Annotated in this window: 25 protein-coding genes and 1 pseudogene; 15 read left to right on the top strand and 11 right to left on the bottom strand. The window is 66.9% G+C overall.

Going from position 1 to position 25,182, the window contains the following annotated elements; translation table 11 throughout:
- Positions 1-54: 54 nt before the first annotated feature.
- Together EET03_RS00545 and EET03_RS00550 are read right to left on the bottom strand one after the other, a co-directional pair.
- Complete coding sequence (locus EET03_RS00545; RefSeq protein ID WP_075542068.1) at positions 55-1,167, bottom strand: DUF1214 domain-containing protein; 1,113 nt, start codon at positions 1,165-1,167, stop codon at positions 55-57.
- A complete protein-coding gene (locus EET03_RS00550; protein WP_075542069.1) occupies positions 1,164-1,754 on the bottom strand; it encodes a TetR/AcrR family transcriptional regulator in 591 nt (196 codons plus the stop codon). The genes EET03_RS00545 and EET03_RS00550 overlap by 4 nt, the downstream gene beginning before the upstream one ends.
- A gap of 28 nt (positions 1,755-1,782) precedes the next feature.
- Between EET03_RS00550 and EET03_RS00555 the strand changes: the two genes are divergently transcribed.
- Both EET03_RS00555 and EET03_RS00560 read left to right on the top strand, forming a co-directional pair.
- Positions 1,783-3,018, top strand: a complete 1,236-nt coding sequence (locus EET03_RS00555; protein WP_099193885.1) for a sulfotransferase family protein — start codon at positions 1,783-1,785, stop codon at positions 3,016-3,018.
- Between the two features lie 124 nt (positions 3,019-3,142).
- Positions 3,143-4,027 (top strand): alpha/beta fold hydrolase, encoded by an 885-nt coding sequence (locus tag EET03_RS00560; protein WP_075542071.1) that lies wholly within the window; start codon positions 3,143-3,145, stop codon positions 4,025-4,027.
- On the opposite strand, the gene EET03_RS00565 is transcribed toward EET03_RS00560, so the two are convergent.
- Genes EET03_RS00565 through EET03_RS00575 form a run of 3 tightly spaced genes read right to left on the bottom strand, consistent with a single transcriptional unit; the run spans position 4,017 to position 5,928 of the window.
- A complete protein-coding gene (locus tag EET03_RS00565; RefSeq protein WP_075542183.1) occupies positions 4,017-5,048 on the bottom strand; it encodes a zinc-binding dehydrogenase in 1,032 nt (343 codons plus the stop codon). The genes EET03_RS00560 and EET03_RS00565 overlap by 11 nt on opposite strands.
- An 11-nt stretch (positions 5,049-5,059) precedes the next feature.
- The gene (locus tag EET03_RS00570) at positions 5,060-5,272 is read right to left on the bottom strand and encodes a TOBE domain-containing protein (protein ID WP_063470661.1); all 213 of its coding nucleotides are present in this window, start codon (positions 5,270-5,272) and stop codon (positions 5,060-5,062) included.
- Between the two features lie 50 nt (positions 5,273-5,322).
- Positions 5,323-5,928 carry a TetR/AcrR family transcriptional regulator gene (locus EET03_RS00575; protein WP_075542072.1) on the bottom strand — a complete coding sequence of 202 codons (606 nt, stop codon included), beginning with the start codon at positions 5,926-5,928 and terminating at the stop codon, positions 5,323-5,325.
- A 146-nt stretch (positions 5,929-6,074) separates the two neighbouring features.
- Here EET03_RS00575 and EET03_RS00580 point away from each other — a divergent pair, with 146 nt between their 5' ends.
- Entirely contained in the window at positions 6,075-7,400 is a 1,326-nt protein-coding gene (locus EET03_RS00580) for a cytochrome P450 (protein ID WP_075542184.1), read from the top strand.
- On the opposite strand, the gene msrA is transcribed toward EET03_RS00580, so the two are convergent.
- Both msrA and EET03_RS00590 read right to left on the bottom strand, forming a co-directional pair.
- Positions 7,397-7,921 carry a peptide-methionine (S)-S-oxide reductase MsrA gene (gene msrA / locus EET03_RS00585; protein ID WP_075542073.1) on the bottom strand — a complete coding sequence of 175 codons (525 nt, stop codon included), beginning with the start codon at positions 7,919-7,921 and terminating at the stop codon, positions 7,397-7,399. The two genes, EET03_RS00580 and msrA, sit on opposite strands and share 4 nt — an antisense overlap.
- A gap of 46 nt (positions 7,922-7,967) precedes the next feature.
- Positions 7,968-8,752: pseudogene (locus tag EET03_RS00590) on the bottom strand (MMPL family transporter); the annotation flags it as partial.
- A 141-nt stretch (positions 8,753-8,893) separates the two neighbouring features.
- Between EET03_RS00590 and EET03_RS00595 the strand changes: the two are divergent.
- The 4 genes from EET03_RS00595 to EET03_RS00610 are packed head-to-tail and all read left to right on the top strand — an operon-like array spanning position 8,894 to position 11,673.
- On the top strand, positions 8,894-9,400 hold the full coding sequence (locus EET03_RS00595) for a nuclear transport factor 2 family protein (RefSeq protein WP_075542075.1): 507 nt from the start codon (positions 8,894-8,896) through the stop codon (positions 9,398-9,400).
- A complete protein-coding gene (locus tag EET03_RS00600) occupies positions 9,397-10,431 on the top strand; it encodes an NAD-dependent epimerase/dehydratase family protein (protein WP_063470656.1) in 1,035 nt (344 codons plus the stop codon). The genes EET03_RS00595 and EET03_RS00600 overlap by 4 nt, the downstream gene beginning before the upstream one ends.
- A gap of 8 nt (positions 10,432-10,439) precedes the next feature.
- Complete coding sequence (locus EET03_RS00605) at positions 10,440-11,267, top strand: class I SAM-dependent methyltransferase (protein WP_075542076.1); 828 nt, start codon at positions 10,440-10,442, stop codon at positions 11,265-11,267.
- Between the two features lie 25 nt (positions 11,268-11,292).
- The gene (locus EET03_RS00610; RefSeq protein WP_063470654.1) at positions 11,293-11,673 is read left to right on the top strand and encodes a DUF427 domain-containing protein; all 381 of its coding nucleotides are present in this window, start codon (positions 11,293-11,295) and stop codon (positions 11,671-11,673) included.
- Position 11,674: 1 nt separating this feature from the next.
- Here EET03_RS00610 and EET03_RS00615 read toward each other — a convergent pair whose 3' ends face one another.
- Positions 11,675-12,058 carry a nuclear transport factor 2 family protein gene (locus EET03_RS00615; RefSeq protein WP_075542077.1) on the bottom strand — a complete coding sequence of 128 codons (384 nt, stop codon included), beginning with the start codon at positions 12,056-12,058 and terminating at the stop codon, positions 11,675-11,677.
- Positions 12,059-12,144: 86 nt separating this feature from the next.
- Here EET03_RS00615 and EET03_RS00620 point away from each other — a divergent pair, with 86 nt between their 5' ends.
- Positions 12,145-13,056: a DNA-3-methyladenine glycosylase family protein gene (locus tag EET03_RS00620; RefSeq protein WP_063470652.1), complete on the top strand. Its 912-nt coding sequence runs from the start codon at positions 12,145-12,147 to the stop codon at positions 13,054-13,056.
- 148 nt (positions 13,057-13,204) lie between these two features.
- On the opposite strand, the gene EET03_RS00625 is transcribed toward EET03_RS00620, so the two are convergent.
- A complete protein-coding gene (locus EET03_RS00625) occupies positions 13,205-14,653 on the bottom strand; it encodes a chloride channel protein (protein ID WP_099193887.1) in 1,449 nt (482 codons plus the stop codon).
- 97 nt (positions 14,654-14,750) lie between these two features.
- On the opposite strand from EET03_RS00625, the gene EET03_RS00630 reads away from it, so the two are divergent.
- The 7 genes from EET03_RS00630 to EET03_RS00665 all read left to right on the top strand — a co-directional run bounded on the left by EET03_RS00630 (position 14,751) and on the right by EET03_RS00665 (position 22,851).
- Complete coding sequence (locus tag EET03_RS00630) at positions 14,751-15,734, top strand: pirin family protein (RefSeq protein WP_075542079.1); 984 nt, start codon at positions 14,751-14,753, stop codon at positions 15,732-15,734.
- 2 nt (positions 15,735-15,736) lie between these two features.
- Entirely contained in the window at positions 15,737-16,375 is a 639-nt protein-coding gene (locus EET03_RS00635; RefSeq protein WP_075542080.1) for a TetR/AcrR family transcriptional regulator, read from the top strand.
- Between the two features lie 219 nt (positions 16,376-16,594).
- Entirely contained in the window at positions 16,595-17,527 is a 933-nt protein-coding gene (locus EET03_RS00640) for a class I SAM-dependent methyltransferase (protein WP_099194297.1), read from the top strand.
- A 432-nt stretch (positions 17,528-17,959) separates the two neighbouring features.
- On the top strand, positions 17,960-19,258 hold the full coding sequence (locus EET03_RS00650) for an MFS transporter (protein WP_244232189.1): 1,299 nt from the start codon (positions 17,960-17,962) through the stop codon (positions 19,256-19,258).
- 169 nt (positions 19,259-19,427) lie between these two features.
- Entirely contained in the window at positions 19,428-20,936 is a 1,509-nt protein-coding gene (locus tag EET03_RS00655) for an aldehyde dehydrogenase family protein (RefSeq protein WP_099193888.1), read from the top strand.
- An 80-nt stretch (positions 20,937-21,016) separates the two neighbouring features.
- On the top strand, positions 21,017-21,877 hold the full coding sequence (locus EET03_RS00660) for an SDR family NAD(P)-dependent oxidoreductase (RefSeq protein WP_063470646.1): 861 nt from the start codon (positions 21,017-21,019) through the stop codon (positions 21,875-21,877).
- Positions 21,878-21,882: 5 nt separating this feature from the next.
- Positions 21,883-22,851 carry an NADPH:quinone oxidoreductase family protein gene (locus EET03_RS00665; protein ID WP_075542083.1) on the top strand — a complete coding sequence of 323 codons (969 nt, stop codon included), beginning with the start codon at positions 21,883-21,885 and terminating at the stop codon, positions 22,849-22,851.
- A 76-nt stretch (positions 22,852-22,927) separates the two neighbouring features.
- Here the strand turns inward: EET03_RS00665 and EET03_RS31000 are convergent, their stop codons facing one another.
- Positions 22,928-23,347, bottom strand: coding sequence for a PE domain-containing protein (locus EET03_RS31000; RefSeq protein WP_082274565.1), 420 nt, complete (start codon positions 23,345-23,347; stop codon positions 22,928-22,930).
- 129 nt (positions 23,348-23,476) lie between these two features.
- The gene (locus EET03_RS00675) at positions 23,477-25,117 is read right to left on the bottom strand and encodes a PE family protein (RefSeq protein WP_208648967.1); all 1,641 of its coding nucleotides are present in this window, start codon (positions 25,115-25,117) and stop codon (positions 23,477-23,479) included.
- Positions 25,118-25,182: the final 65 nt, after the last annotated feature.

A 25,182-nucleotide genomic window follows, 5' to 3' on the forward strand; every position in this document is an offset into this window, starting at 1 on the left:
AACGGGCAAGTCGGCGCCGGTGCGTTGCCGCAACGCATCACCCCCAGCGCCTTTTTAGTGCACGCCGGTCGGCGTGTCGGCGACCGGCACCAGTTTCACCTCGGGCCGGGTCGGCAGCTCGTCGGCCAGAAACCACCGGAAGGCGAGGTTGCCCCGCGGATAGCCCAGCGTGGTCAGCGAATTCGGATGGGCCGTCGTCCCGCGGGACAAGACGATCGTCACCGAGCCGTCGCTATTGGCCACGGCGCTGTGACCGTTGATGGAGCAGCGGGCATCGGGGCCCTCGGCGGGGCCGTAGGTGGCCATGAACTGGTTCCACACCACCAGGTTCCAGAACCGGCACGGCGGCGGCCGGTGGGTGATGACCAGCGCTTCGTCGTCGTCGAGCACGAAACTGCCGTAGGAGTAGCAGGCATCGCGCGCAGACCAGCCGAAGTTGGCGTCGGGCACCTGATAGGGGGCAGCGAATTGGTTTGCGACGTGGGCGGTTTCGTGTCCGAGTCGATGCGCGTCACGGGCCCGGTCGCCGACGGCCAGCGGCACGATGGCGAACATGGTGCGCATCCAGCTGGCCGCCGCGCGCAGCCCTGCGGCGGTCTCGGCGTCGCCGTGGCGTATCGGGTCCGGCGCGTCGAGCGCCTCGATAGTCCAGGTGACCGGGCGGCCGGTCAGCGGGTCGGCCTGATAGTCACGGGTCATCAGCACGGCGGCATCGGGCGTCGGACCCAGCTCGAAGGAGAAGTTGCCGTCGGCATCGATATCGAGATCACTGTCGCGGACAATCGCGACGACCCGGTCCGACCACGCGCCCGGGGAGGGCTCGTTGTAGGCGGTCACCGAGAAATACGCGCTGTCACCCTTGTTGCCGCCGATCCGGTAGCGCCGTGTCGGATCGACCGGGCACATGAAGTAATAGGCGTCGGTGTTGTCGCCGCCCCAGCGGCGGTCGCGACGAAACGGCGTGTTGACCGCGACGAACTGCGGCCGGCCCGGCTCGGGGAATAGATAGGCGTCGAAGGCCACACCCAGGGTGGCGGCGAGCATGCGGTACCCGTCGGCGAGGTGCCGGTCGTCGGTAACCGCACGGTCGCCCTCGAGGAAACCGCTGTCGAGGGTGCCCAAGGTGTCCAGCAGTTGCCGCCATGCCGTAGTCGACTCGTGCGTCATTCAGGCATTCCTTTCAGGATTCCCTTCAGGAGCAATGTAGTGGTGCGGTCGACCCAGGCATCGTCGAGTTCGGCTCCGCGGGTCAGCAGGCGTAGCAGTGTGATGCCGGCAATGGCCTCGACCAGTTCATCAGCGGTTACGTCGGCCCGGACTTCGCCTGCGGCCACGGCGTTCTCGAGCCGGCCGGCAAGACCGCCGGAGATGATGCCGGCAAACCGCTCCAACAGTGCGGCATGCAGGGTCGGGTCGGCCGCCATCTCGCCGACCAGGCCGGGCAGCGCCGCGCGGGCGGCCGGCCTCGCCAAGACCGCCATCGTGCGTCGTACCATCTCGCGCAGATCCGTCGCCAGCGATCCGGTGTCCGGAATGGCGGTCTGGGCGCCGATCGGAAACACCGCCTCGTGCACCAGGTGGGCCTTGCTGGGCCAGCGCCGATAGATCGCGGGCTTGCTGGTGCCGGCTCGTTCGGCGATGGCGGATACCAGCAGCCCGGCATAGCCCGTTTCGGCGAGCAAATCAACCGTCGCGCGAAGCACCGCCGCGTCGATCCGCGGATCACGGGGTCGGCCGAAATCGACTACTACCATTACGAAACTCAGAGTAACATAAGTCGCCGTGAGTGATGTCGTTCGGCTCGACGACCTGGCCCAGCCCCGGTTCAGCGCCGAGGCCCAGCAGATCCGCGACATGATGGCCACGCTGGCTCCGCAATGCCCGTTGGATGTCGACGCGCTGCACGCGCGCGCCAGCGCCGACACCGGCCTGCACGATTTCGGCGACGACGACTACCGGGAACGACTCGGCGTCTTTCTGGCCGCGCTGCGCGATATCGACGGGCTGCACGCGGCCGGGGTGGTGAACTTCTACGGGCAACTGCTGCAGTTGCTCAAGAACCGGCTGCTGATGACCGATCTGCTCACCAGGCATCCCGAGATCGACGACATCGAACTGCAACCACCGGTGTTCATCGCCGGTTTGCCCCGTACCGGCACCACGCATCTGCACAACATGCTGGCGGCGGCGCCCACCTTTCGCACCATGCCGTACTGGGAAAGCGTCGAGCCGTTCCCACTGCCCGCCGAGGCCGGAATCGAGCCGGATCCGCGGCGGGCACGCATGGACGTCGCGGTGGCGGTGATCAACACCGTGATGCCCTACTTCCCGCTGATGCACGAGATGACCACCGACCATGTGCACGAAGAGATTCAGCTGCTGGCCAATGACTTCTCGACGATGCTGTTCGAAACGCTGGCCCAGGTGCCCCGCTGGCGCGACTACTACCAGGCCCACGACCAAACGCCCCACTACCTATACCTGGCCAGGCAGCTCAAGGCGATGCAGTTCCTGCGCGGCGGGCGGCGGTGGCTGCTCAAGTCGCCCCAGCACCTCGAGCAGGTGCCGGTGCTGGATCGGGTTTTTCCCGGCAGCATCGTGGTGTTCACCCACCGCGACCCGGTGCCGGTAGCGCTGTCGATGATGGCGATGATCACCTATTCCGCCCGGATGCACCGCTCGCCGGTGCCGGTGGCAGAGATTGCGGCATATTGGGTGGACCGGCTCGACCGGATGCTCACCGCGCTGGTGTGCGATCGCGACACCATCGGTCCGCAGCGCTCGATCGACATTCGATTCGACGACTTCATGGCCGACGAACTCGGTGTCGCCGGGCAGGTGTACGCCCTGGCCGGCGAGCCGTTCGACGAACCGGCACGGACGGCGATCACCGGCTACCTGGCCGGCCACCGGCGCGGCCGACTGGGCAACGTCGAAACGTCCTGCGAGATGTTCGGGCTGACAGAGGAGAACCTGCGCGCCCGCTTCGCGCCCTATGTCGAGCGGTTTCTGGCCTAGCGCTGCGGCTGGACACCGAGCTTGACGCCGAGCCTGTAAATAGGCAGAAGAAGTGCGAGTAGCGGCCTGCGAAATTACAGGCTCGGTGGCCGGCTGGGTGAGGCAAGCGCTACCTTCTCAACACATGACCACAATGCCCGCCCTGGACGGCGTCGAACACAGGTTTGTCGATGTAGGCGACGATGTCACCATCCACGTCGCCGACGCCGGGCCGGCCGACGGGCCGGCGGTCATGCTGGTGCACGGCTTTCCGGAGAACTGGTGGGAGTGGCACGAGCTGATCGGCCCGCTGGCCGCCGACGGCTACCGGGTGCTGTGCCCGGACCTGCGCGGCGCGGGCTGGAGCTCGGCGCCGCGCTCCCGGTACCTCAAGAGCGAGATGGCCGACGATCTGGCCGCGGTGCTGGACCGGCTGGGTGTCGAGAAGGTCAAACTCGTGGCCCATGACTGGGGCGGCCCGGTCGCCTTCATCATGATGCTGCGCCACCCCGGCAAGGTGACCGGCTTCTTCGGGCTGAACACCTCGGCTCCGTGGGTGCGCCGCGATCTCGGGATGCTGCGGCACATGTGGCGGTTCTGGTACCAGATCCCGATGTCGCTGCCGGTCATCGGGCCCCGGCTGATCGCCGACCCCAAGGCCCGCTACTTCCGGATGCTGACGTCGTGGGTCGGTGGCGGATACAGCGTGCCCGACGAGGACGTCCGGATGTACGTCGACTGCATGCGCCAGCCCGGGCACGCCGAAGCCGGCTCGCGGTGGTACCGCAGCTTCCAGACGACGGAAATGCTGCGCTGGCTGCGCGGTGAATACGACGACACGCGGGTCGACGTGCCGGTGCGCTGGTTGCACGGCACTGGCGACCCGGTGATCACGCCCCACCTGCTGCGCGGATACGAGGATCGCGCAAGCGATTTCGAGGTCGAGCTGGTCGACGGTGTCGGCCATTGGATCGTCGGGCAGCGGCCCGACCTGGTGCTGGACCGGTTACGCGCCTTCCTTACGGCTTGACCAGGATGCGGATCGGGTTGCCCTGCTGCCGCTCCAGCTTCTCGATGCCCGCCGGGAGGTCTTCGAGCGTGACGACCTCGCTGATCGACCGCGAAATATCAAGGCGCCCAAGCGAAACCAGCTTCGCCAGGGTCTCGATGTCGACGTTCTGGTAACCGAGGTGACCGAGCACCTGCTTGCGGGTCACCCCGAACAGCACGGTCGGTCCGATGGTCGGCGACTCCGCGCTCATTCCCACCCCGACAAGCCGCCCGCCGGCTGTCAGCGAGCCCAGGGCCTGTTCGAACGTCACCTTCAGGCCGACGGCATCGAACGCCACGTCCAGTAATCGCCCGCCGGTGACCTCGGCGAGCTTGTCGGTCAACCCGTCGTCGCGGGTGTCGAACGCGTAGTCGGCCCCGAGTTCGAGCGCACGTTCCAGAACGGCCGGGTTGATGTCGAGGGCGATCACCGGTGCGGCGCCGACCAACCGCGCGAGCTGGACGATGTGGGTGCCCACCCCGCCGACACCCCAGACCCCGACCGATTCGCCGATCGCCACCTTTCCGGTTCGCACGACGGCGCCGAACGGCGTCGACACCGCGTCGGCCAGGATCGCGGCCTGCTCCAGCGAAACGTTGTCCGGCACCCGGGTCAGGCCGGCGGCCTGCGCCACGGTGTATTCGGCCCACGCGCCGTCGTAGGCGAAAGCCATCAACTGGATGCTCAGGCAGTTGACCACATCGCCGCGGCGGCAATTGGGGCAGCTTTGGCAGGGCCGGCCGGCGGCGACCACCACCCGGTCCCCCACCGCCCAGCCGGTCACGTCGGGGCCCAGTTTCGCGATGGTGCCCGAGGCCTCGTGGCCCTGGGTCACCACCGGTGTCTGGGCCGGGAACGTTCCGTTGATCAGGCTCAGGTCCGAATGGCAGATCCCGCAGAAGGCAACCTTGACCAGGACCTCGCCCGGACCGGGCTCGGGTATCGGAACGTCTTCCAGCACAACCCTTTTGGTGTCGGCGTAGAAGCGTTCCGCACGCATGGTGGCCACGGTCACTCGACGCCGATCGTGACCTCGGTCGACTTGATGAACACCGTTGCGGGCTGGCCGACCGCGAGGCCGAGTTCCACTGCCGCGTCCTTGGTGACCGACGAGGTGACGATCTGGTCGCCGCCGTCGAGTTTGACCTTGACGATCGCCATCACGCTGCCGAGGTCGACCTCGGTGATGGTGCCCTCGAGCTGGTTCCTGGTCGATAGCCGCATCGCAGTCCTTTCCAAAATCACCGGGTGTGCGACGAGCGTAGTCGGCCCGCTCAGGAACGAGGGCCCAGGAGGGCTATCGATGCATCGATCGCCGGTTCGACGACGTCGCGGACCGGCCGTCCGTCCTCGACGGCAAGCGCGGTCAGCTCGCGCAGTCCGCCCAGCAGGATGACCGACAACGGCACGGTCAGCGGGGGTAGGCCGGCCCGCCGGAACCCCGGGCTGGCACTGAGGTCGATCAGCAGGGTGGACAGCAGCTGCAATCCGCGGCGCTGGACGGGCCGCGCGACGGCGCCCAGCGAGGGGAGTTCGCGAATCCAGCTCAAGGTGACGGCCGGCCGGGACTCGATGTGCCCGACGTAGGCCTCGACCGCCTGGCGAATCTGCTGATGCCAGTCGGCGTCGGGATCGACCGCGGCCGAGATCTTCTCGCCGAGCTTCTCGACGTCGGCCCGCAGCAGCTCCAGGAAGCACTGCTCCTTGCTGGCGAACTGGTCGTAGAAGGTGCGTTTCGAGGTGCGCGCGTGGCGCACGACGTCGGCGACGGTGGTCGCGCGGTAGCCGCGTTCACCGATAGCTGCGGCCAGACCGTCGAACAGGCGAAGCCGAAAGGGATCGATGTCGGCCGGCGCGGCATTGCCGGCAACTGCTGTCACCAACGCGCCTCCTTGCCGGATCGGTGCGGACCTTGTCAGCCTTGGTACCAAAGAGTACCGTGCCTAGGATAAGCCTGCGGTACACCGCGGTACCATCCCCGTGTTCACGACCGAGCATCCGGGGCAGATGTTGGGAGCCCATGTCGATGAGCCACGCAATCACCGATGCGCCAGCACAACCCGAAGTCACGTTGCCACCGGCGCCGCGGATTCCGAGCCTGGTCCAAGGCCTGGTCTTTGCGGTCACGCGCCGCGGCATGATGCGACGGCTGGCGCGCCGCTACGGCAATGTCTTCACCCTGAACATCCCCATCTACGGGCGGGTCGTGGTGGTCGGTGATCCGCAGCTGGCAAGGCAGGTGTTCACCACCAGCCCCGACGAATTGGGCAACATCCAGCCCAATCTGAGCCGACTGTTCGGCTCCGGTTCGGTGTTCGCGCTCGACGGCGACGACCACCGCCGGCGGCGACGTCTATTGGCGCCGCCGTTTCACGGCAAGAGCATCAAGAAATACGAGGCCATCATCGAAGAAGAGACGCTGCGCGAGACGGCTCGATGGCCGCAGGGCGAGCCTTTCGCGACCCTGCCGTCGATGATGCACATCACCCTCAACGCCATCCTGCGTGCGGTGTTCGGGGCCGACGGGGCCGAACTCGACGAGCTGCGCCGGCTGATTCCGCCCTGGGTCACGCTGGGCTCGCGGCTGGCGGCGATGCCGAAACCGAAACGCAACCATGGCCGGTACAGCCCGTGGGGCCGGCTGGCCGAGTATCGGCGGCAGTACGACGCCGTCCTCGACAAGCTGATCGACCGCGAGCGGTCCGACCCGAACTTCGCCGATCGGACCGACGTGCTCGCGTTGATGTTGCGCAGCACCTACGACGACGGTTCGGTCATGTCCCGCAAGGACATTGGCGACGAGCTGCTCACCCTGCTGGCCGCCGGGCACGAGACCACCGCGGCCACGCTGGCCTGGGCGTTCGAGCGGCTGACCCGGCACCCGCAGATCCTGGCCGCCCTGGTGGCGGAGGCCGATGCGGGCGGTGATGAACTGCGCCAGGCGACCATCCTGGAAGTCCAGCGGGCCAGGACCGTCATCGATTTCGCGGCCCGGCACGTTTATTCCGACGTTTATCGCCTGGGCGAGTGGGCGATCCCGCGCGGGGATTCGATCATCGTCAACATCGGCCAGATTCACGACAACCCCGACGTATTCCGGCAACCGCAGCGCTTCGACCCGCAGCGCTACATCGAAAGCAAGCCGTCGGCGTTCGCCTGGATTCCGTTCGGCGGCGGCACCCGCCGTTGTGTGGGCGCGGCGTTCGCCAACATGGAGATGGATGTGGTGCTGCGAACGGTGTTGCGCCACTTCGTCATCGAGACGACGACTGCGCCCGACGAGAAGTGGCACTGCCGCGGCGTTGCCTACATTCCCAAGGACGGCGGACGAATCGTGGTACGCCGCCGTTAGCGGCTCGACTGTTGGTTTGCCGGGGCCCGTCGCGGCAGTTTCCAGCCCGGGCGGATGTAGTGGCAGGTGTACCCGTTGGGGTAGCGCTGCAGGTAATCCTGGTGTTCGGGCTCGGCTTCCCAGAATTCTCCGGCCGGGCTGACTTCGGTCACCACTTTGCCCGGCCATAGGCCCGAGGCCTCGACGTCGGCGATGGTTTCCAACGCGATTCGCCGCTGCTCGTCGTCCAGATAGAAAATAGCCGAGCGGTAGCTGGTGCCGACGTCGTTACCCTGCCGGTTCGTCGTGGTCGGATCATGGATTTGGAAGAAGAACTCGAGCAGGGTGCGGTAGTCCGTGACCGTCGGGTGGTAGGTGATTTCGACGGCCTCGGCGTGGCTGCCGTGATTGCGATAGGTGGCATTGGGGGTGTCGCCGCCGCTGTAGCCGACGCGGGTCGAGATGACACCGGGTTGGCGGCGGATCAGGTCCTGCATGCCCCAGAAACATCCGCCGGCCAGGATTGCCTTGTTGGTCGTCATTGCTGTCTCTCCTTCAGTGCAGTCGTCAAGGACCCACGATCCGAGGTTAGTTGCGGCTGGCTGACATCGCCCAGAGCCAGACCACGCAGTCGGGGTCGATACCGTCGGCGCGCTGGTCGCCGCTACCGGATGCCCCGGCGTGCACCGGCTCCAGTTCGGCCACGGCGGCCTGTTCGGACGGTTGGACATCGGGTTCACTGCTCGGACGCGACGGCTCGGCCGGGACAAGGGTGGGCTGCGGCGGCCGTGCCGGTCGCCTCGTTGCGAACCGTCGGGAGGGCCACCAGTTGGCGTTACCCACCAGCACCGCAAGCGAGGGCACGGTGATCGTGCGGACCAGGAAGGTGTCCAGCAGCAAGCCGACGCCGATGATGAAGCCCGCTTGGACCATGGTGCTGATGCTGGCGAACAGCATGCCGAACATCGACGCGGCGAAGATGATCCCCGCGGAGGTGATCACGCCTCCCGTCGTGCCAACGGTGCGGATGACCCCGAAGCGAATACCGTTCGGGGACTCGTCGCGGATCCGTGAAACCAACAGCATGTTGTAATCCGCGCCGACGGCGACCAGCACGATGAACGCCCTTCCCGGAACGCTCCACCCCAGGGGCTGGCCACCGATGAGCTGGAATGCGATCACCCCGACGCCCAGCGCCGACAGATACGAAACAACCACGGAGGCAGCCAGGTACAGGGGCGCGACCACCGCCCGTAACAGCATGATCAAGATCATCAGCACCACGGCGATGGTCACCACGATGATGAACCGGATGTCGTGTTGTAGTAATCGCGCATTTGGCGCGCTGTGGACGGCTGCGCTGAGCTGGCGGCTGCGGAGGGTCAGCCGCAGCTGACTGGCGCATCCGCGGTGCGCGTCGAGTTCGCCGACATCGGACGTCGTACGATTCGCCTCATCTCGCGTCATCGATGAACAGACGGACGGCAGCTGCCGGGCCGTCCTGAGGAGCTAACGTGACCGGCCCGGTGTTCAGCCGCGACGAATTGTCTGCGGCATTCGGCGAATTCGAGCGGACCGTCGCCCGCGCGGCGCAGACCCGCGACTGGGACGACTGGGTCGCCCAGTACACCCCGGACGTCGAATACATCGAGCATGCCGCGGGCACAATGCACGGCCGCGAGCAGGTGCGCGCCTGGATTCAGCACACGATGTCGACCTTCCCCGGCAGTCACATGGTGGCGTTTCCGTCGTTGTGGTCGGTGATCGACGAGTCCACCGGCCGCATCATCATGGAGCTGGACAACCCGATGCGCGACCCCGGTGACGGCAGCGTGATCAGCGCGACCAACATCTCGATCATCAGCTACGCCGGCGACGGCCAGTGGTGTCGCCAGGAAGACATCTACAACCCGCTGCGCTTCTTGAAAGCGGGACTGACGTGGTGCCGCAAGGCGCAGGCGCTGGGCACCCTCGACGAGAACGCGGCGCAGTGGATGCAACGGTATGGGGGACCTCAATGAGCACCAGGCCCAAACTGGTCATCGGCGCCAACGGCTTCCTGGGTTCACATGTGACCCGCCGGCTCGTCGCGGCGGGCGAACAGGTGCGGGCGATGGTGCGCCCCACCGCCAATACCCGGTCGATCGACGACCTGGAGGTCACCCGATTTCACGGCGATGTCTTCGATACCGCGGTGCTGCGCGAGGCGATGGGCGGTTGCGACGACGTCTACTACTGCGTGGTCGACACCCGGGCCTGGTTGCGCGACCCGTCGCCGCTATTTCGCACCAACGTCGAAGGCCTGCGCAACGTCCTGGACGTGGCCGTCGAAAAGCCGATAGCCGCGGGCCTACACCGATTCGTCTTCACCAGCACCTATGCCACGGTGGGCCGCCACCATGGGCACGTGGCCACCGAAGACGACGTCGTCGATGTCCGTCGGGTGAGCCCCTACGTCCAATCCCGGGTCCAGGCCGAAAATCTGGTGATGCGGTACGTGTCGGAGGCAGGCCTGCCCGCCGTCGCATTGTGCGTTTCGACGACCTACGGCAGCGGCGACTGGGGCCGCACACCCCATGGCGCTTTCATCGCCGGCGCGGTTTTCGGCAAGTTGCCCTTCCTGATGAATGGGATCCAACTGGAAGCCGTGGGTGTCGACGATGCCGCCGAAGCGATGATCCTGGCGGCGCAGCGCGGCCGCAACGGCGAGCGCTACCTGGTCTCCGAAAAGATGATCGCGTTGACCGAGGTGGTGCGGATCGCCGCGGACGAGGCCGGTGTGCCGCCGCCGCGGCGCTCGATCTCGGTGCCGGTGCTTTATGCGCTGGGCGCGCTGGGCAGCCTGCGGGCCCGGCTCACCGGCAAAGATGCCGAACTGAGCCTGCAGTCGGTGCGGATGATGCGCGCCGAAGCCGAAGTCGATCACAGCAAGGCGGTCCGCGAGTTGGGCTGGCAGCCGCGCCCGGTCGAGGAATCGATTCGCCAGGCCGCCCGGTTCTGGGCCGCGATGCGCACAGTCAAGCCGGACGCCAAGACCGCGTCATCCGAATAGGCAGACACATGGACAAAGTCGCGGTCGACCTCGGCGGGCCGCCGCAGACCATGCTCGCGACCCTGTACGCCAAGGCGCTCGACGCCGACCTGCCGCATCCGATCCTGGGCGATCGCTATGCCAAGGAGGTTGTCGAGCGCATCGACTACGACTGGTCACAAACTTCCATCACCGCACGCAACTCGGCGGCGGTGACGACGCGGACGGCGCACTTGGACACCTGGGCCCGCCAATTCCTGGCCGCGTATCCCAGCGCCGTGGTGCTGCACCTCGGTTGCGGGCTGGACGGTCGATACTTCCGGCTGCAGCCGGGCTCGGCGGTGGAGTGGTACGACGTCGACTACCCCGAGGTCGCCGCGCTGTTCACCCGGCTGTACCCCGCCGCGGCCCAGCACCACGTCGTCGCCGCATCGGTCACCGATCCGGGTTGGCTGGCCGACGTTCCGAACGACCGGCCCGCGCTGCTGATCGGCGAGGGCCTGACCATGTACCTGAGCGAACCGGACGGCGTCGCGTTACTACGACGCGTGGTTGACCATTTTCCGTCCGGTGAGTTGCAGTTCGACGCGTTCAACCGGCTGGGCATCAAGTCGCAATGGATGAACACCGTGGTGCGCCGATCCGGATCGACGCTGCGCTGGGGTATCGAGGGGCCCTACGACATCTTGCGGGCGGTGCCCGGCACCCGGCTACTGTCCTGGGTCCGATGGTTCGAATCGGACAGCTTCGCGCGGTTGCCGCGCGTCTATCAGGTGATGGGCCGGCTGATGTCGCGGGTTCCGGCACTGGCCAACATGTCGCAGTACCACCGCTACGCGTTCAGCCGGGAATGTTGATCGCCGGCAGGCGTTGCACCCCCCCATGAGCCACCGGAAAGTCTTAGAACCCAACGCTGGGCACCCGATCACCATCGAACCGGCCACCGGCCGGGTACAGGTCCGCATCCACGGCGAACTCGTCGCGGACACGACTGCGGCACTCGAGTTGCTGGAGGCCACTTTGCCTGCGGTGCAATACATTCCGCTGGCCGACGTCGCCCAGGACCGGCTCACCCGCAGCGACACCAGAAGCTACTGCCCGTTCAAGGGTGAGGCCAGCTATTACAGCGTGACCACCTCGTCCGGCGACACCGTCGCCGACGCGATCTGGACCTATGAGCAGCCCTACCCCGCGGTTGCGGCGATCGCCGGGCACGTCGCCTTCTATCCCAACAAGGCCCAGATCAGCGTCGAGTCGGCATAGCTCAGGGAAACACTTTCGCCAACGACTGGGTATCGCTGTATTCGCGCAGCGAAACGATCTGGCCGTCGTGGCATTCGAAGATGCAGACGAACGGGCTGTCGTAGCGGGTGCCGCCGGCGGTGACACCCTCTGCTTGGCCTTCGACGACAACCGTCTCGCCTTCGTTGACGCAGCGGATCAGCTCGATGTTGACCTCGAACTTCTTTTTGCGGCGCTCGACCGCGCGCCGCAGCGTCGCCTTATCGATCGCCGAACGCGTGACGATGCTCCAGTAGGTGAAGTCGTCGCTGAGCAATGCGAAGCCCTCGTCGAGGTCTCCGCCCTCGCACATGCTCTGCATGAACATCCAAGCCAGTTCGGCCTGTGGGTCGTCGAACGGCGTCATCACATCGCCATCCTGTCCCGGCAGGGCGATAGCGGTCAATCGAGGTCCCGCTCGCGGTTCGCTCGCTGGAGTCATGGCAGGCTCAGGTGATCAACGCACGTACAGTCACAATCCCCGGGGCGGCGGGCTTCGGGCACACCCTGGCGCCATTGCGTCGCGGCCGCGGCGATCCCTGCTTTCGCATCCCCGGTGACGGCACTATCTGGCGCACCAGCCTGCTGGCCAGCGGGCCGGTTACGGCGCGCATCAGCCGGGCAGCGCCCGACGCGGCCCACTGCGTGGCGTGGGGCCCTGGCGCCGAGCAGTTCCTCGAGGTGCTGCCGGCGCTGCTGGGCGCCGACGACGACGCCTCGGATTTCGTGCCGAGTGAGCCGACGGTCGCGGCCGCGCACCGGCGGCTGCCGCAGCTGCGCCTGGGCCGCACCGGACAGGTGCTGGAGGCGTTGATCCCGGCGGTCATCGAGCAGCGGGTCCCCGGCGCCGACGCCTTCCGGTCCTGGCGCGTGCTGGTGACCAAGTACGGCACACCGGCCCCCGGACCGGCGCCCGACGGCATGCGGGTGCCGCCATCGGCACAGGCCTGGCGGCACATCCCGTCCTGGGAGTTTCACCGCGCCAACGTCGACCCGGGGCGGGCCCGGACGGTCGTGAGCTGCGCACGGCGGGCGGCGTCGCTGGAGCGGTTGACCGCGGTGCCGGCCGCGCAGGCGCGCGAGGCGCTGACGTCGCTGCCCGGAGTCGGCGTGTGGACCGCAGCCGAGACGGCGCAGCGGGCCTTCGGTGACCCCGACGCGGTGTCGGTGGGCGACTACCACATCCCGAAAATGATCGGCTGGACCCTGCTGGGCCGTCCGGTCGACGACGCCGGCATGCTCGAGCTGCTGGAGCCGATGCGGCCGCACCGGCATCGGGTGGTTCGGCTGCTCGAAGCCAGCGGCCTGGCCTACGAGCCGCGCCGCGGGCCGCGACTGCCGGTGCAGCAGATCCACTCGCTGTAACGCCCGCAGACCCCGTGTGAGTGCCATCGCCGTCGGGTATCCCTGCCAGGAAGTGACCGTAGGCGAACTTCAGGGGGGCTAATCGTAAACTGACCCACGACGGCTCGGCGACTGAACGTGATGCCGCCAGCACCGCGCGGCAGCAGTCCTAACGGGGTGGCGCCTTGCGCGCGCGTTCGGCTCGTTCAGCCTCGGCGGTTTCGCGATTCAACCGCTGCGCCTCGTAGATGGTGACGTTGGTGCGCGACATCAGCAACGCGGCGATCCCCACGGCCAGGATTGCCCCGGGCACCACCGAGAACGAGCCGGTCATCTCGGCGACCATGATCATGATTGCCAGCGGCGCCCGCGCGACGCTGCCGAAACATGCCATCATGCCGACCACCACGAAGATTCCCGGCGCGTCGGGGACTCCGGGGATGCCGGTGAGTTCACCGAGTCGCCAGATGGCAGCGCCGACGAACGCGCCGATGACGATGCCGGGCCCGAACAGCCCGCCCGATCCGCCGGTGCCGATCGACAGCGAGGTGGCGATGATCTTGGCGATCGGCAGCACGACGATGATCCACAACGGGATGCTCATCAGCGATCCGCGGTCGGCGGCCAGCTGCGCCCAGCCGTAGCCGCTGCTCAGGATTTGCGGGATCAGTAGCCCCAGCAACCCGACCAGCAGCCCGCCGACGGCCGGCTTGATCACCGGCCCGCCGGGAAGCCGGCGGGTGAGCGCCACGGACGCGTGGAAGATGCGGGCATACAGGTAGCCGACGGCCGCGGCAATCAGCCCGATCACGACGAACCACAACAGCGGCCATGCCCGCTCGAAGCGGTACTCGGCGTCGATGTAGCCGAACAGCGGGTCGAATCCCAGGAAGGCGCCGAGCACCGCGTACGCGGTCCCGGAGGTGATGAAGCCGGGCAGCAGGCTGCGATAGTCGAAATCGTCGCGGTAGGTGATCGATGCCGCCAGCACCGCTCCGCCCAGCGGGGCGGCGAAGATCGCGCCGATACCCGCGCCGATTCCCAGCGCCACCGCAATCCGGCCATCCTTGTCGGACAGGCCCAGCCGCCGCGTCAGCAACGAGCAGAAACCGGCCGAGATCTGCGCCGTCGGCCCCTCGCGCCCGCCGGACCCGCCCGATCCGATGGTCAGCGCGCTGGCCACCATCTTCACCAGCACCGCCCGTCCGCGGATGGCCCGCGGATCGGTGTGGACCGCCTCGATGGCCTCGTCGGTGCCGTGACCGGTGGCTTCGGGTGCGAACCTGGCCACGATGAAGGCCGAGAGCAGCGCCCCGCCCGTCGTCACCAGCGGAATGGCCCATGGGCGGGCGAAACCGCTGGACCCACGGCTGCCGCCCTCGCCCAGCGGAGTCGGAATGTGGTAGTCGGCGAGATAGCCGAGCAGGAACTGTCCGGTGTACTTCAACGCGAGGTAGAACACCACCGCGCCGAGGCCGGCGATGACACCGATCGTGATGCCCAGCAACAACCACTTGCGTAGATAGCCGGCACTCCTGATCGATGCGCCGAATCGCCCGCCGGCGGCGGCGGGCGGCGCCTCTCTGGGTTCTGGGGCGTCCGGTGCCGGGTCGTTCACCGCGCGAGCCTCGCAAGCATCAGGTCATCCTATGACAACCGGGAATAAGTGGACTCTGGTCCGGTTATACCTCGTAGTTCCCGATCAGGAGGTAGGAATGCCCGCTGTAACCGCCGAGACCTTGACCCTGCCGCGGGTGGCTGCCCCCGGTGCCGACGCGACCGAGCGGCCGGTCCGCTCCATCACGTCCGGCCCGCGAGCCTACGAGGGCGAGGGGTTTCCCGTCGTCCGGGCGTTCGCCGGAATCGGCGCCGCCGCGCTGGACCCGTTCGTGCATATGGACCAGATCGGTGAGGTGGACTACCAGCCGGGCGAGCCCCGGGGCACCGACTGGCACCCGCACCGGGGCTTCGAAACCGTCACCTACATGATCGACGGAAAGCTCGCACACCAGGATTCCTACGGAGGCGGCGGCCTGATCACCGACGGCGCGACACAGTGGATGACGGCGGGATCGGGCATTTTGCATATCGAGACCCCGCCCATCGACACCGTGAAGCGCGGCGGAATCTTCCACGGCGTCCAGTTGTGGGTGAACCTGCCGAAGAAGGACAAGTTCGCCCAGCCTCGCTACCAGGCCATCGAGGGCGGCGACGTCACGCTGATCGCCTCGGGCGACGGCGGAGCCCTGGTCCGCATCATCGCCGGGGAGATCGACGGCCACCGTGGACCCGGGATCACCCACACGCCGATCACGCTGGCGCACGCCACGATCGCAGCCGGCGCCCGGCTGAACATCCCGTGGCGACGGGATTTCAACTCGCTGGTCTATGTGCTGTCCGGGCGCGGCTCGGCCGGTGCGGCCGGACACCCGATTCACCGGGGTCAGTTGGCGGTGATGGGCCCCGGTGACCGGATCACCGTGACCGCCGGCCCGGCGCCGGATGCCCACCGGACAACGGCTCTTGACGTGCTGCTGCTGGGCGGGCGACCGATCCGTGAGGCGGTATTCCACTACGGGCCCTTCGTGATGAACACCCGGGCCGAAGTGATCGAGGCGCTCGAGGACTACCAGGCTGGCAAGTTTCGTAGCATCCCGCCGAACGCGCTGATGCCGCACCGGGGCGGTGGCACACTCTAGGCATGCCGCCCACCGCCGCACGTCGCGGCCCCGGACGTCCGCCTGCCGCAAAATCGGACGAGACGCGACGGCGTATCGTCGGCGCCGCCCGGCAGGTGTTCAGTGAACGTGGTTATGACGGCGCGACCTTCCAGGCGATCGCCGTCCGCGCCGACCTGACCCGGCCGGCCATCAACCATTACTTCGCCAGCAAGCGGGTGCTGTACCGGGAAGTGGTGGGCCAAACCAACGAGCTGGTCGTCACCGCCGGTATCGAGCGGGCACGGCGCGAGCCGACGCTGCTCCGCCGGCTGGCCGCGTTCATCACCGTGGCGATGGAGGCAGACGAGAAAAATCCTTCCACTGCAGCATTCTTGGCCACCGCCGTGCTCGAGTCGCAGCGGCATCCGGAATTGGGGCGATCCGACAACGACCCGGTCGCCGGCTCCCGGAAATTCCTGATCTGGGCGGTCCACGATGCCGTTGAGCGTGGCGAACTGACCGCCGATACCCAGGCCACTCCGTTGGCCGAGGCGCTGCTGCTCGTCTTGTGCGGGGTGGGCTTCTACGCCGGCTTCGTGGGCAGCTACCGGGAGATGGCGGACATCATCGCGGCGCTGCGGCAGTTGATGGCCGGCACGCTCTGGAAGTCGGAGGCCTGACCGCCAGTAGCCGACCGTCGGCAGTGACCTGGGCCACAAAGTGTATAGGTTGCCTAACTTATTAGGTAGCATGGTTGCGGTATCACCGATCCGGTCGGCGTTTCCGTGGTCTACCTTCGTTGCGCCGCCGCTGGGACGAATCCCACGGTCTCGCACCACTTTTCGCCGGTCCATCCAACGAGAGATCCGCTAAAGAACGGGAGCACGCGAATGAGCACCCTGCGTACCCATGACGACACCTGGGACATCAGAACCAGCGTCGGCGCCACCGCGGTGATGGTGGCCGCGGCGCGGGCCGTCGAAACCGAACAGCCGGCCCCGCTGATCCGCGACCCGTACGCCAAATTGCTGGTCACCAACGCCAATGCCGGCGTCCTGTGGGAGGCGATGCTCGACGAGCAGATGGTGGCCAAGATGGCGGCTCTCGACGCCGAGACCGCGGCGACCGTCCAGCACATGCGCAGCTACCAGGCCGTGCGGACGAACTTCTTCGACACCTACTTCGCCGACGCGGTCGCCGACGGGATCCGTCAGGTCGTAATTCTGGCCTCGGGACTGGATTCCCGCGCTTACCGGCTGGACTGGCCGGCCGGGACGACGGTCTACGAGATCGATCAGCCCCAGGTTCTTGCCTATAAGTCCGCGACGCTGGCGGGAAACGGAGTGACGCCGTCAGCCTGTCGTCGTGAGGTGCCGATCGACTTGCGCCAGGACTGGCCTGCCGCGCTGCGTGCCGCCGGTTTCGACCCGACGGCCCGGACCGCATGGCTGGCCGAGGGACTGCTGATGTACCTGCCCGCCGACGCCCAGGACCGGCTGTTCACCCAGATCGGCGAGCTCAGCCCGCCGGGGAGCCGGATTGCCGCCGAAACCGCGGGCAACCACGCCGACGAACGGCGCGAACAGATGCGGGAGCGATTCAAGAAGGTGGCCGAGACGCTGGGCCTGGAGCAGACCGTCGATGTGCAGGAGCTCATCTACCACGACCCCGACCGGGCCAAGGTCGCCGACTGGCTCAACGAACACGGTTGGCGCGCCGCCGCGCAAAACGCCGGCGACGAGATGCGTCGGGTGGGCCGCTGGGTCGAGGGCGTACCGATGGCCGACGACAAGGATGCGTTCTCCGAGTTCGTGACGGCGCAGCGGCTGTAATGCCGCGCACCGCGGACGACTCCTGGGACATTGCGACCAGCGTGGGGGCGACCGCGGTAATGGTCGCCCGCCCGGTGACGCTGCGGGCCGTGTAGCGGCCCGCTGAGGAGGCGGGCAATCAGATCCTGCCCGCGCGGCCGAGACGGCCAAACCCTGACAGGCCGCGCCAAGGCCGCGCTCGGATTTGCTGCAGCAAAGCTTTCAAAGCCACGGCCGGCCGACGGCGGCTGGGTTAATCTGAGGCTCCGTCCGGTCATCCGGTAAGGAAGTGGTTGCATGGACCTCGACGCCGCGGTCAGCACGGTAGCCCTCGTATCGGCAACTACCAGGGGCTTCTCCCGATCGTCGTTATCGTTCTTATCGTCGTTATCGGTGGCTGACCCACCCCATCAGGCGGGCGCGGACTAACCGCCGAAACCCGGGGTTGTGGCCGTGTCGACCCGGAGCGCCGATGGTCACGGTCTGCTGCCCGGCACGCCGGGCCATGTTGGCCGCGCCGACGTATCGGGGCGCGGGGTCGCCCCGATCACTGACGCAGACTCTTTCGCGCTGACGCTGGCGCTGCTGACCTCGACGGCGTTCCTGCTTTTCGCGCAGATCTTCATGGTTGCCCCGATCCTGCCGGCGCTGGCCCGCGACTTCGGCAGCACCGCGGGCATGGTCGGCCTCGGGGTGCCGGCGTTCTTAGTGCCCTACGGGTGGACGGTCCTGGTGTGGGGCACGGTGTCGGACCGGTGGGGACGCCGCCGCGTCATCCTCGTGTCGCTGTGCGCCTTCGTGGTCCTGACCGCAGCCACCCCGCTGGCAACCAACGTCGGGGAATTCATCGCGCTTCGATTCGTGACCGGGGTTGCCGCCGGCGGCGTGGTGCCGATCAGCGTGGCATTGATCGGTGATCTGGTGCCGTACCGGCGCCGAGGCCGGGTGCTGGGATGGGTCTTCGGTGGAGCGGCCGGTGGCATGGCCTTCGGCGCGGCCGGCGGCGCGCTGGGTGAACCGCTGGTCGGCTGGCACGGGTTGTTCGGTGTGGTGACCGTCGGCGGACTGGTGCTGCTGGTGCTGGGGCTGTGGTTGGTTCCCGACACCGCCGCGGCGCCGCGCCCGTCGTCGGTCCGCCAGGTCGCGGCCGGATTCGCGGAGCTGCTGAGCACCTCCCGTGGTCGCCGGACCTACGGCTACGTGCTGGTCAACGCGGTGTTGCACGCCGGGGTCTACACCTGGCTGGGGGTCTACCTGCATGACCACGCTCAGCTCGACGAGAAGCAGATCGGGCTGGTGCTGCTCGGCTACGGCATCCCGGGCCTGGTGCTCAGCCCCGCCATCGGCCGGCTGGCCGATCGCTACGGACGGGCGCGCGTCATCCCGCTCGGGCTGGCCCTGACCGCCGCGTGCGCCGCGGTGTTCGCCAGTGAGCCGTCGTTGGTATTCCTCCAAGCCGCCGTCGTCTCGCTGTCGCTCGGGTACGACATGACCCAACCGGCCCTGGTCGTCATCGTCACCGACCTTCCCGGGCAGCGTGGGCAGGCGATCGGGCTCAACTCCTGCGTCCTGTGGGTTGGCATGGGGATTGGCAGCCTCGTCTTCCAGGCCATCCTGCTGCCGCTCGGCTTCTCCGGCGCCTTCGCCTGGTTTGCGGGTTTGTCCCTGCTCGCCGGTGCGGTCGCGATACCGCTGTTTCGTGCCGAACGACCTCCGAGCGGCAGCAGAGTGTCACCCGCCGCGCCGGTGTAGCGCAGATCGGGCCGGATCTTTCCTATTCCTGCCGTAACCGCATGACTAGGATCGCCAATATCACCGATGTGCGACCACATGATGTGGCAGAGCACTCCGGGTCACCTCCCGTGAAGCCCGGAAAGACCCGGATCGGGAACCGGATAGGACCCGGAAAGAAAGGACAACGATGACCACCGAATCGGTTGCACCGAAAGCTCAGGAATTCAAGGCGGCCCAACCCGCAGCCGCTGAAGCCGCTGAAACCGCCGCCACGTCCGACGCATCGAAGCCGACTCATGTCGCCGAAACAGTCGCCGAAACCGTGGCGCGGCTGCGCAAGACGTTCGCCACCGGACGCACTCGCAGTGTCGAGTGGCGCAGGAACCAATTGCTGCAGTTGCAGCGGTTGATGGAGGAGAACGAGGACGCGATCACCGAGGCGCTTGCCGAGGACCTGGACCGCAACCCGGTCGAGGCGTATATCGCCGATATCGCGGTGACGGTCAGCGAAGCCAAGTACGCGGCCAAGAAGGTCCGCAAGTGGATGCGCCGCAAGTATCTGCTCCTGGAGGCGCCGCAGCTGCCCGGCCGGGGGTGGGTGGAGTACGAGCCCTACGGCACCGTGCTGATCATCGGCGCCTGGAATTACCCGTTCTATCTGACTCTGGGCCCGGCGGTCGGCGCGATCGCGGCCGGAAACACCGTCATCCTCAAACCCTCGGAAATCGCCGCGGCGTCGTCACGACTGATAGCCGAGCTGGTGCCCCGTTACCTCGACCGCGACGCGATTGCCGTGGTCGAAGGCGACGGCACGGTAAGTCAGGCGCTGATCGCGCAGGGCCTGGACCGGGTGATGTTCACCGGCGGCACCGAGATCGGCCGCAAGGTCTACGAAGGCGCGGCACCGCATCTGACCCCGGTCACGCTGGAACTCGGCGGCAAGAGCCCGGTGATCGTCGCGGCCGACGCGGACATCGATGTGGCCGCCAAGCGGATCGCCTGGATCAAGCTGCTCAACGGCGGCCAGACCTGCGTCGCTCCCGACTACGTGCTGGCCGACGCGACCATCCGCGACGAACTCGTCACCAAGATCGGCGCCGCCATCGGCAGGTTCCGCTCCCAGGACAACCCGGCCGGCTTGCGCATTGTCAACCAGCGCCAATTCGACCGGTTGAGCGGTTACCTCGCCGCTGTCGAAAACCAGGGCGAAGCCGACGGTAAGGCCAAGGTCGCGGTGGGCGGCAAGTGTGACGCGTCGAACCTGCGTATCCAGCCGACGGTCGTCGTCGACCCCGATCCGGCCGGACCGCTGATGTCCAACGAGATCTTCGGGCCGATCCTGCCGGTGCTCACCGTCAAGTCCCTGGACGAGGCGATCAAGTTCGTCAACTCACGGCCCAAGCCGTTGTCGGCATACCTGTTCACCAAGTCACGCGAAACCCGCGAGCGGGTGATCAAGGAGGTGCCGGCCGGCGGCATGCTGGTCAACCACCTGGCCTTCCAGGTGTCGACGGCCAAGCTGCCGTTCGGCGGCGTGGGCGCCTCCGGAATGGGGGCCTATCACGGCAAATGGGGCTTCGACGAGTTCAGCCACCGCAAGTCGGTGCTGACCAAGCCGACCCGCCCCGACTTCTCGAAGATCATCTACCCGCCCTACACCGAGCGCGCCTTCAAGCTGGCGCGCAAGCTGTTCTAGCCTGACGCAGACGCCCGCGCGACCCGGTTAGCCGCCGGGCCGACCCTGACCATGTCAACGCACGTTCAGAGAGGAACCTGATGCCCGGAGTGCAGGATCGCGTCGTCGTCGTTACCGGAGCCGGTGGGGGGCTGGGCCGTGAATACGCCCTGACCCTTGCCCGAGAGGGCGCCAGCGTCGTCGTCAACGACCTCGGCGGGGCCCGTGACGGCACCGGCGCCGGGTCGGCGATGGCCGACCAGGTTGTCGCCGAGATCAAGGACGCCGGTGGCCGCGCGGTGGCCAACTATGACAGCGTTGCCGAGCCCGAGGGGGCGGCCAACATCGTCAAGACGGCGCTCGAGGAGTTCGGGGCGGTACACGGCGTGGTCAGCAACGCCGGGATCCTGCGCGACGGCACCTTCCACAAGATGTCGTTCGAGAACTGGGACGCCGTGCTCAAGGTGCACCTCTATGGCGGCTACAACGTGATCCGCGCGGCCTGGCCACACTTCCGCGAGCAGAGTTACGGCCGGGTCGTTGTCGCCACCTCCACCAGCGGGCTGTTCGGCAACTTCGGCCAGACCAACTATGGTGCGGCCAAGCTCGGTCTGGTCGGCATGATCAACACCCTGGCGCTGGAGGGCGCCAAGTACAACATTCACGCCAACGCGGTCGCCCCGATCGCGGCCACCCGGATGACCCAGGACATCCTGCCACCCGAGGTGTTCGAGAAGCTCACGCCGGACTTCGTCGCGCCGGTGGTGGCCTACCTGTGCACCGAAGAATGCGCGGACAACGCGTCGGTGTTCATCGTCGGCGGCGGCAAGGTGCAGCGGGCCGCGTTGTTCCAGAACGCCGGGGTCAACTTCGACACCCCGCCTTCGGTGCAGGATGTGGCGGCACACTGGGCCGAGATCACCGACCTGTCCGGCGCGCAAAAAGCCGGATTCAAGCTGTAGTTTGCATGAAAGCCTGTGTCGTACAAGAGCTTTCCGGCCCGTCCGGCATAGTCTACACCGATATCGACGACATTCCCGATGACGGCGACAAGGTCGTCATCGACGTTCGCGCTGCCGGCGTGTGCTTTCCGGACCTGCTGCTGAGCAAGGGCGAGTACCAGCTGAAGTTGCCGCCGCCGTTCGTGCCCGGCCTGGAAACCGCGGGTGTCGTGCGCTATGCGCCGTCCGGCTCGGGTTTCCATGTGGGAGAACGGGTCTCGGCATTCGGGGTGCTCGGCTGCTACGCCGAACGGGTTGCCGTTCCGGTTTCCAACGTGGTGCGCAGCCCAGCCGAACTCGACGACGCCGAAGCCGTGTCGTTGTTGGTCAACTACAACACCATGTACTTCGCGCTGGCCCGGCGTGCCGCGATGCGGCCGGGCAACACGGTGCTGGTGCTCGGTGCCGCCGGCGGGGTGGGCACGGCCGCCGTCCAGCTTGCCAAGGCGATGGGCGCCCGCCAGGTGATAGCCGTGGTGCACCGCGAGGGGGCGGTTGACTACGTCGGGGCGCTCGGCGCCGACGTGGTGCTGCGATTGACGGACGGCTGGGTCGCGCAGGTGCACAAGCACACTCACGGCCGCGGTGTGGATATCGTGGTCGACCCCATCGGCGGTCCGAGCTTCGATGACGCCATCCGGGTGCTGGCCATCGACGGCAAGTTACTGGTCATCGGCTTTGCCGCGGGCAGCATCCCGACGCTCACCGTCAACCGGCTGCTGCTGCGCAACGTCGGTGTGCTCGGCGTCGCGTGGGGCGAGTACCTCAACAAGGTCCCCGGTTCGGCGGGGTTGTTCTCCTGGGGTTTGAACTATCTGGTCGCCCTGGGGTTGAGACCGCCTCCGCCGCAACGCTATCCGCTGTCCGAAGCTCAGGCTGCGTTACAGAGCCTGGCCGACGGAGGTGTGCTCGGCAAGGTGGTCCTAGAGCCTTAGCCCGGGTCGATCTGACCGCCGAGCATCAAGACGACGGCATTGCCGATGACGATGAGCTCGAAACCGGCACCGAATGTCAGCAGTCCCATGTTGGCCGCAGGCGGACGGCCGATCGCATTGACCAGACCTGCCGGGTCGCCGTGGGCCGGCTTGCGAGATTCCGTCCAGGAACAGGTTGAGGTCGTAGGACGGCAACGAGGTCAGGACCGCGTTGGCGATGTCCGCGGTCGGAAGCAGCGCCGAGTAGCCCCCGGACATCGCGTTCGAGACGGCGTTGGTGGCGGCGGTGTTCACCGCCTGCAGGCCGGTGATGACGCTGTCGATCGACACGGTCGCAGTACTCCCGACCGTATGCGCCGAACAGATTCGCGATGGCCGCCGACACCTCGTCGGCCGCGGCCGCCGCCAGGCTTGACGTCGGACCGGCTGCCGCAGCACTGGCCGAGCCCACCGCTGCGCCAATGTGTTCGAGATCCGCTGCGGCCGTCGCCATCATCTGCGGCTCGACGGGCACGTACGTTACGGCATCGACGCATCCTCCTTAACAACCAACCTCAGGCGCTCAATGCAAACCTGTCCGCCGCTTTAGTGCCTGGCCATTTCATCCCGTCTAGCCGCACTCCAGCTAGAAGTTCAGGCTCTGTAATTGCTGAATAATTGCCGCCACCGTTCTCACGATCGCGATGAATTCGATCATGCCGCCCAGCGCGGCCAACCCGGCGGTGGCGGCCAGCGGCAATTCAATCGCGGCGATGAAGTTTCCTTGTAGCAATTGGTTCAGGAACAGGCTGAGGTCGTAGGCCGGAAGAATCGTGGCAAAAGCCAGGCCGAGATCCGCCGTGGGAAGCAGAAGTGAGTAGCTGTCCGAGGCAACGGCCGCCAAAGTGCTGGCGATATTGACGGGTGTCGCGGGCACCGGTGTTGGACCCGGCGGCAGGATTTCCTGGATGTACGGTGGGAATCCGATCACCGGCAATTCGGGTGGGTTGAGCGCAGCCGGCAGCGCTGCCGCGAAGTCGTTGATGCCTTGCTGGGTTCCGGCAACCAGCGCATCGACAACGACGCCCGGAGGGATCTGCGGGAAGAGCCCGAACGGGGTGGGCACATTCGCGGGGCTCGTCGAATAGCCGAATCTCGGGTCGCCGTAGCCGAGATTGACGATCACTTCCAAATTCGGTTGGAGGAGCGCGGCCAGGGGTGCTCCGATGACGGGGATTGCGCGTACCGGGGCTAGCAGGGGCAGGTCCGCGGTTTCGATGATGTAGTACTGATTCGACGTCACGCCCTCGACCGGCAGCAGTATGGCGTCCGCTACCTGTTGCGGGGTGAGGTACTGATACTGGGTGTGCACGGTGAGTATCCCGAATACGGCATTGATGTCGGACAGGACATTCAGCGGATACCGCGGGAAATCGGCGAAACCGTCGTATTCGAGCGTGTAGGTCGTCGTCGGATAAGGGTTGTCCGGAGTCGCCCCGTAGAACGGCAGGCCGAGGGTTGAAATGTTCAGCCCGGGTATCCGTGAGAGGATGCCGCCGTTGGGATTCATTTCGTTGCCGATGAATATGAAGCTAAGTTGGCTCGGGTCCGGCTTATTGGGGCCCAGGGAAAGAAGCTGCTGTATTTCCAGGGACGAGATGACGGCGCTTTGGGAATAGCCGAAAACGGTGACGTGGTTTCCGGCGTGGATCTGCTCCCAAATCGCAGTGTCGAGAATCTGCAGCCCTATTTGCACCGAGTTTTGGAAGGGCAGCGATTTGACGCCGGTGATGGGATAGAGCTCCTCCGTCGTGTTCAACGGGTTCACGACCACGCCGGGCGGAAGGAATAGATTGGCGATGTTGGTGAGGTACTGGATCGAGGGTATCGGCGATCCGGTGCCGCTCATGACGATCGCGGTGTTCTGACCGAAAACCGGCGGTACTGCGGTCGGAGAGGTTGGCGTAAAGAGCCCGGTGGTGGCGCCTTTCACCAGGGTGGCGGCGCTGATGGCCTCGTCGCCGAAGTAGGCGTTCGCGGCGGCCGCCAAGTTTTGGGTGAATTGGTTATATAGCGCCCCGAGTTGTGCGTTGATCGCTTGGTATTCCTGCCCGAACGCGCCAAACAGCTGCGCGATGGCGGTCGACACTTCATCTGCGGCGGCCGTGGCGATCGTGGTCGTCGGACCTGCCACCGACGCAGCGGCCTCATTGATCACCGTGCCGATCCCGGCCAACTCGGCGGCGGCCGCGGCCATGGCCGGCGGCTGCGTGAAAACATGCGACAAGAGGCCATCCTCCTGGCGACGGGGGTGCACCATTCACCCGCCATGTCGGGTACCCGTTGAGCGTA

Source organism: Mycobacterium innocens (assembly GCF_900566055.1).
GTDB lineage: Bacteria > Actinomycetota > Actinomycetes > Mycobacteriales > Mycobacteriaceae > Mycobacterium > Mycobacterium innocens.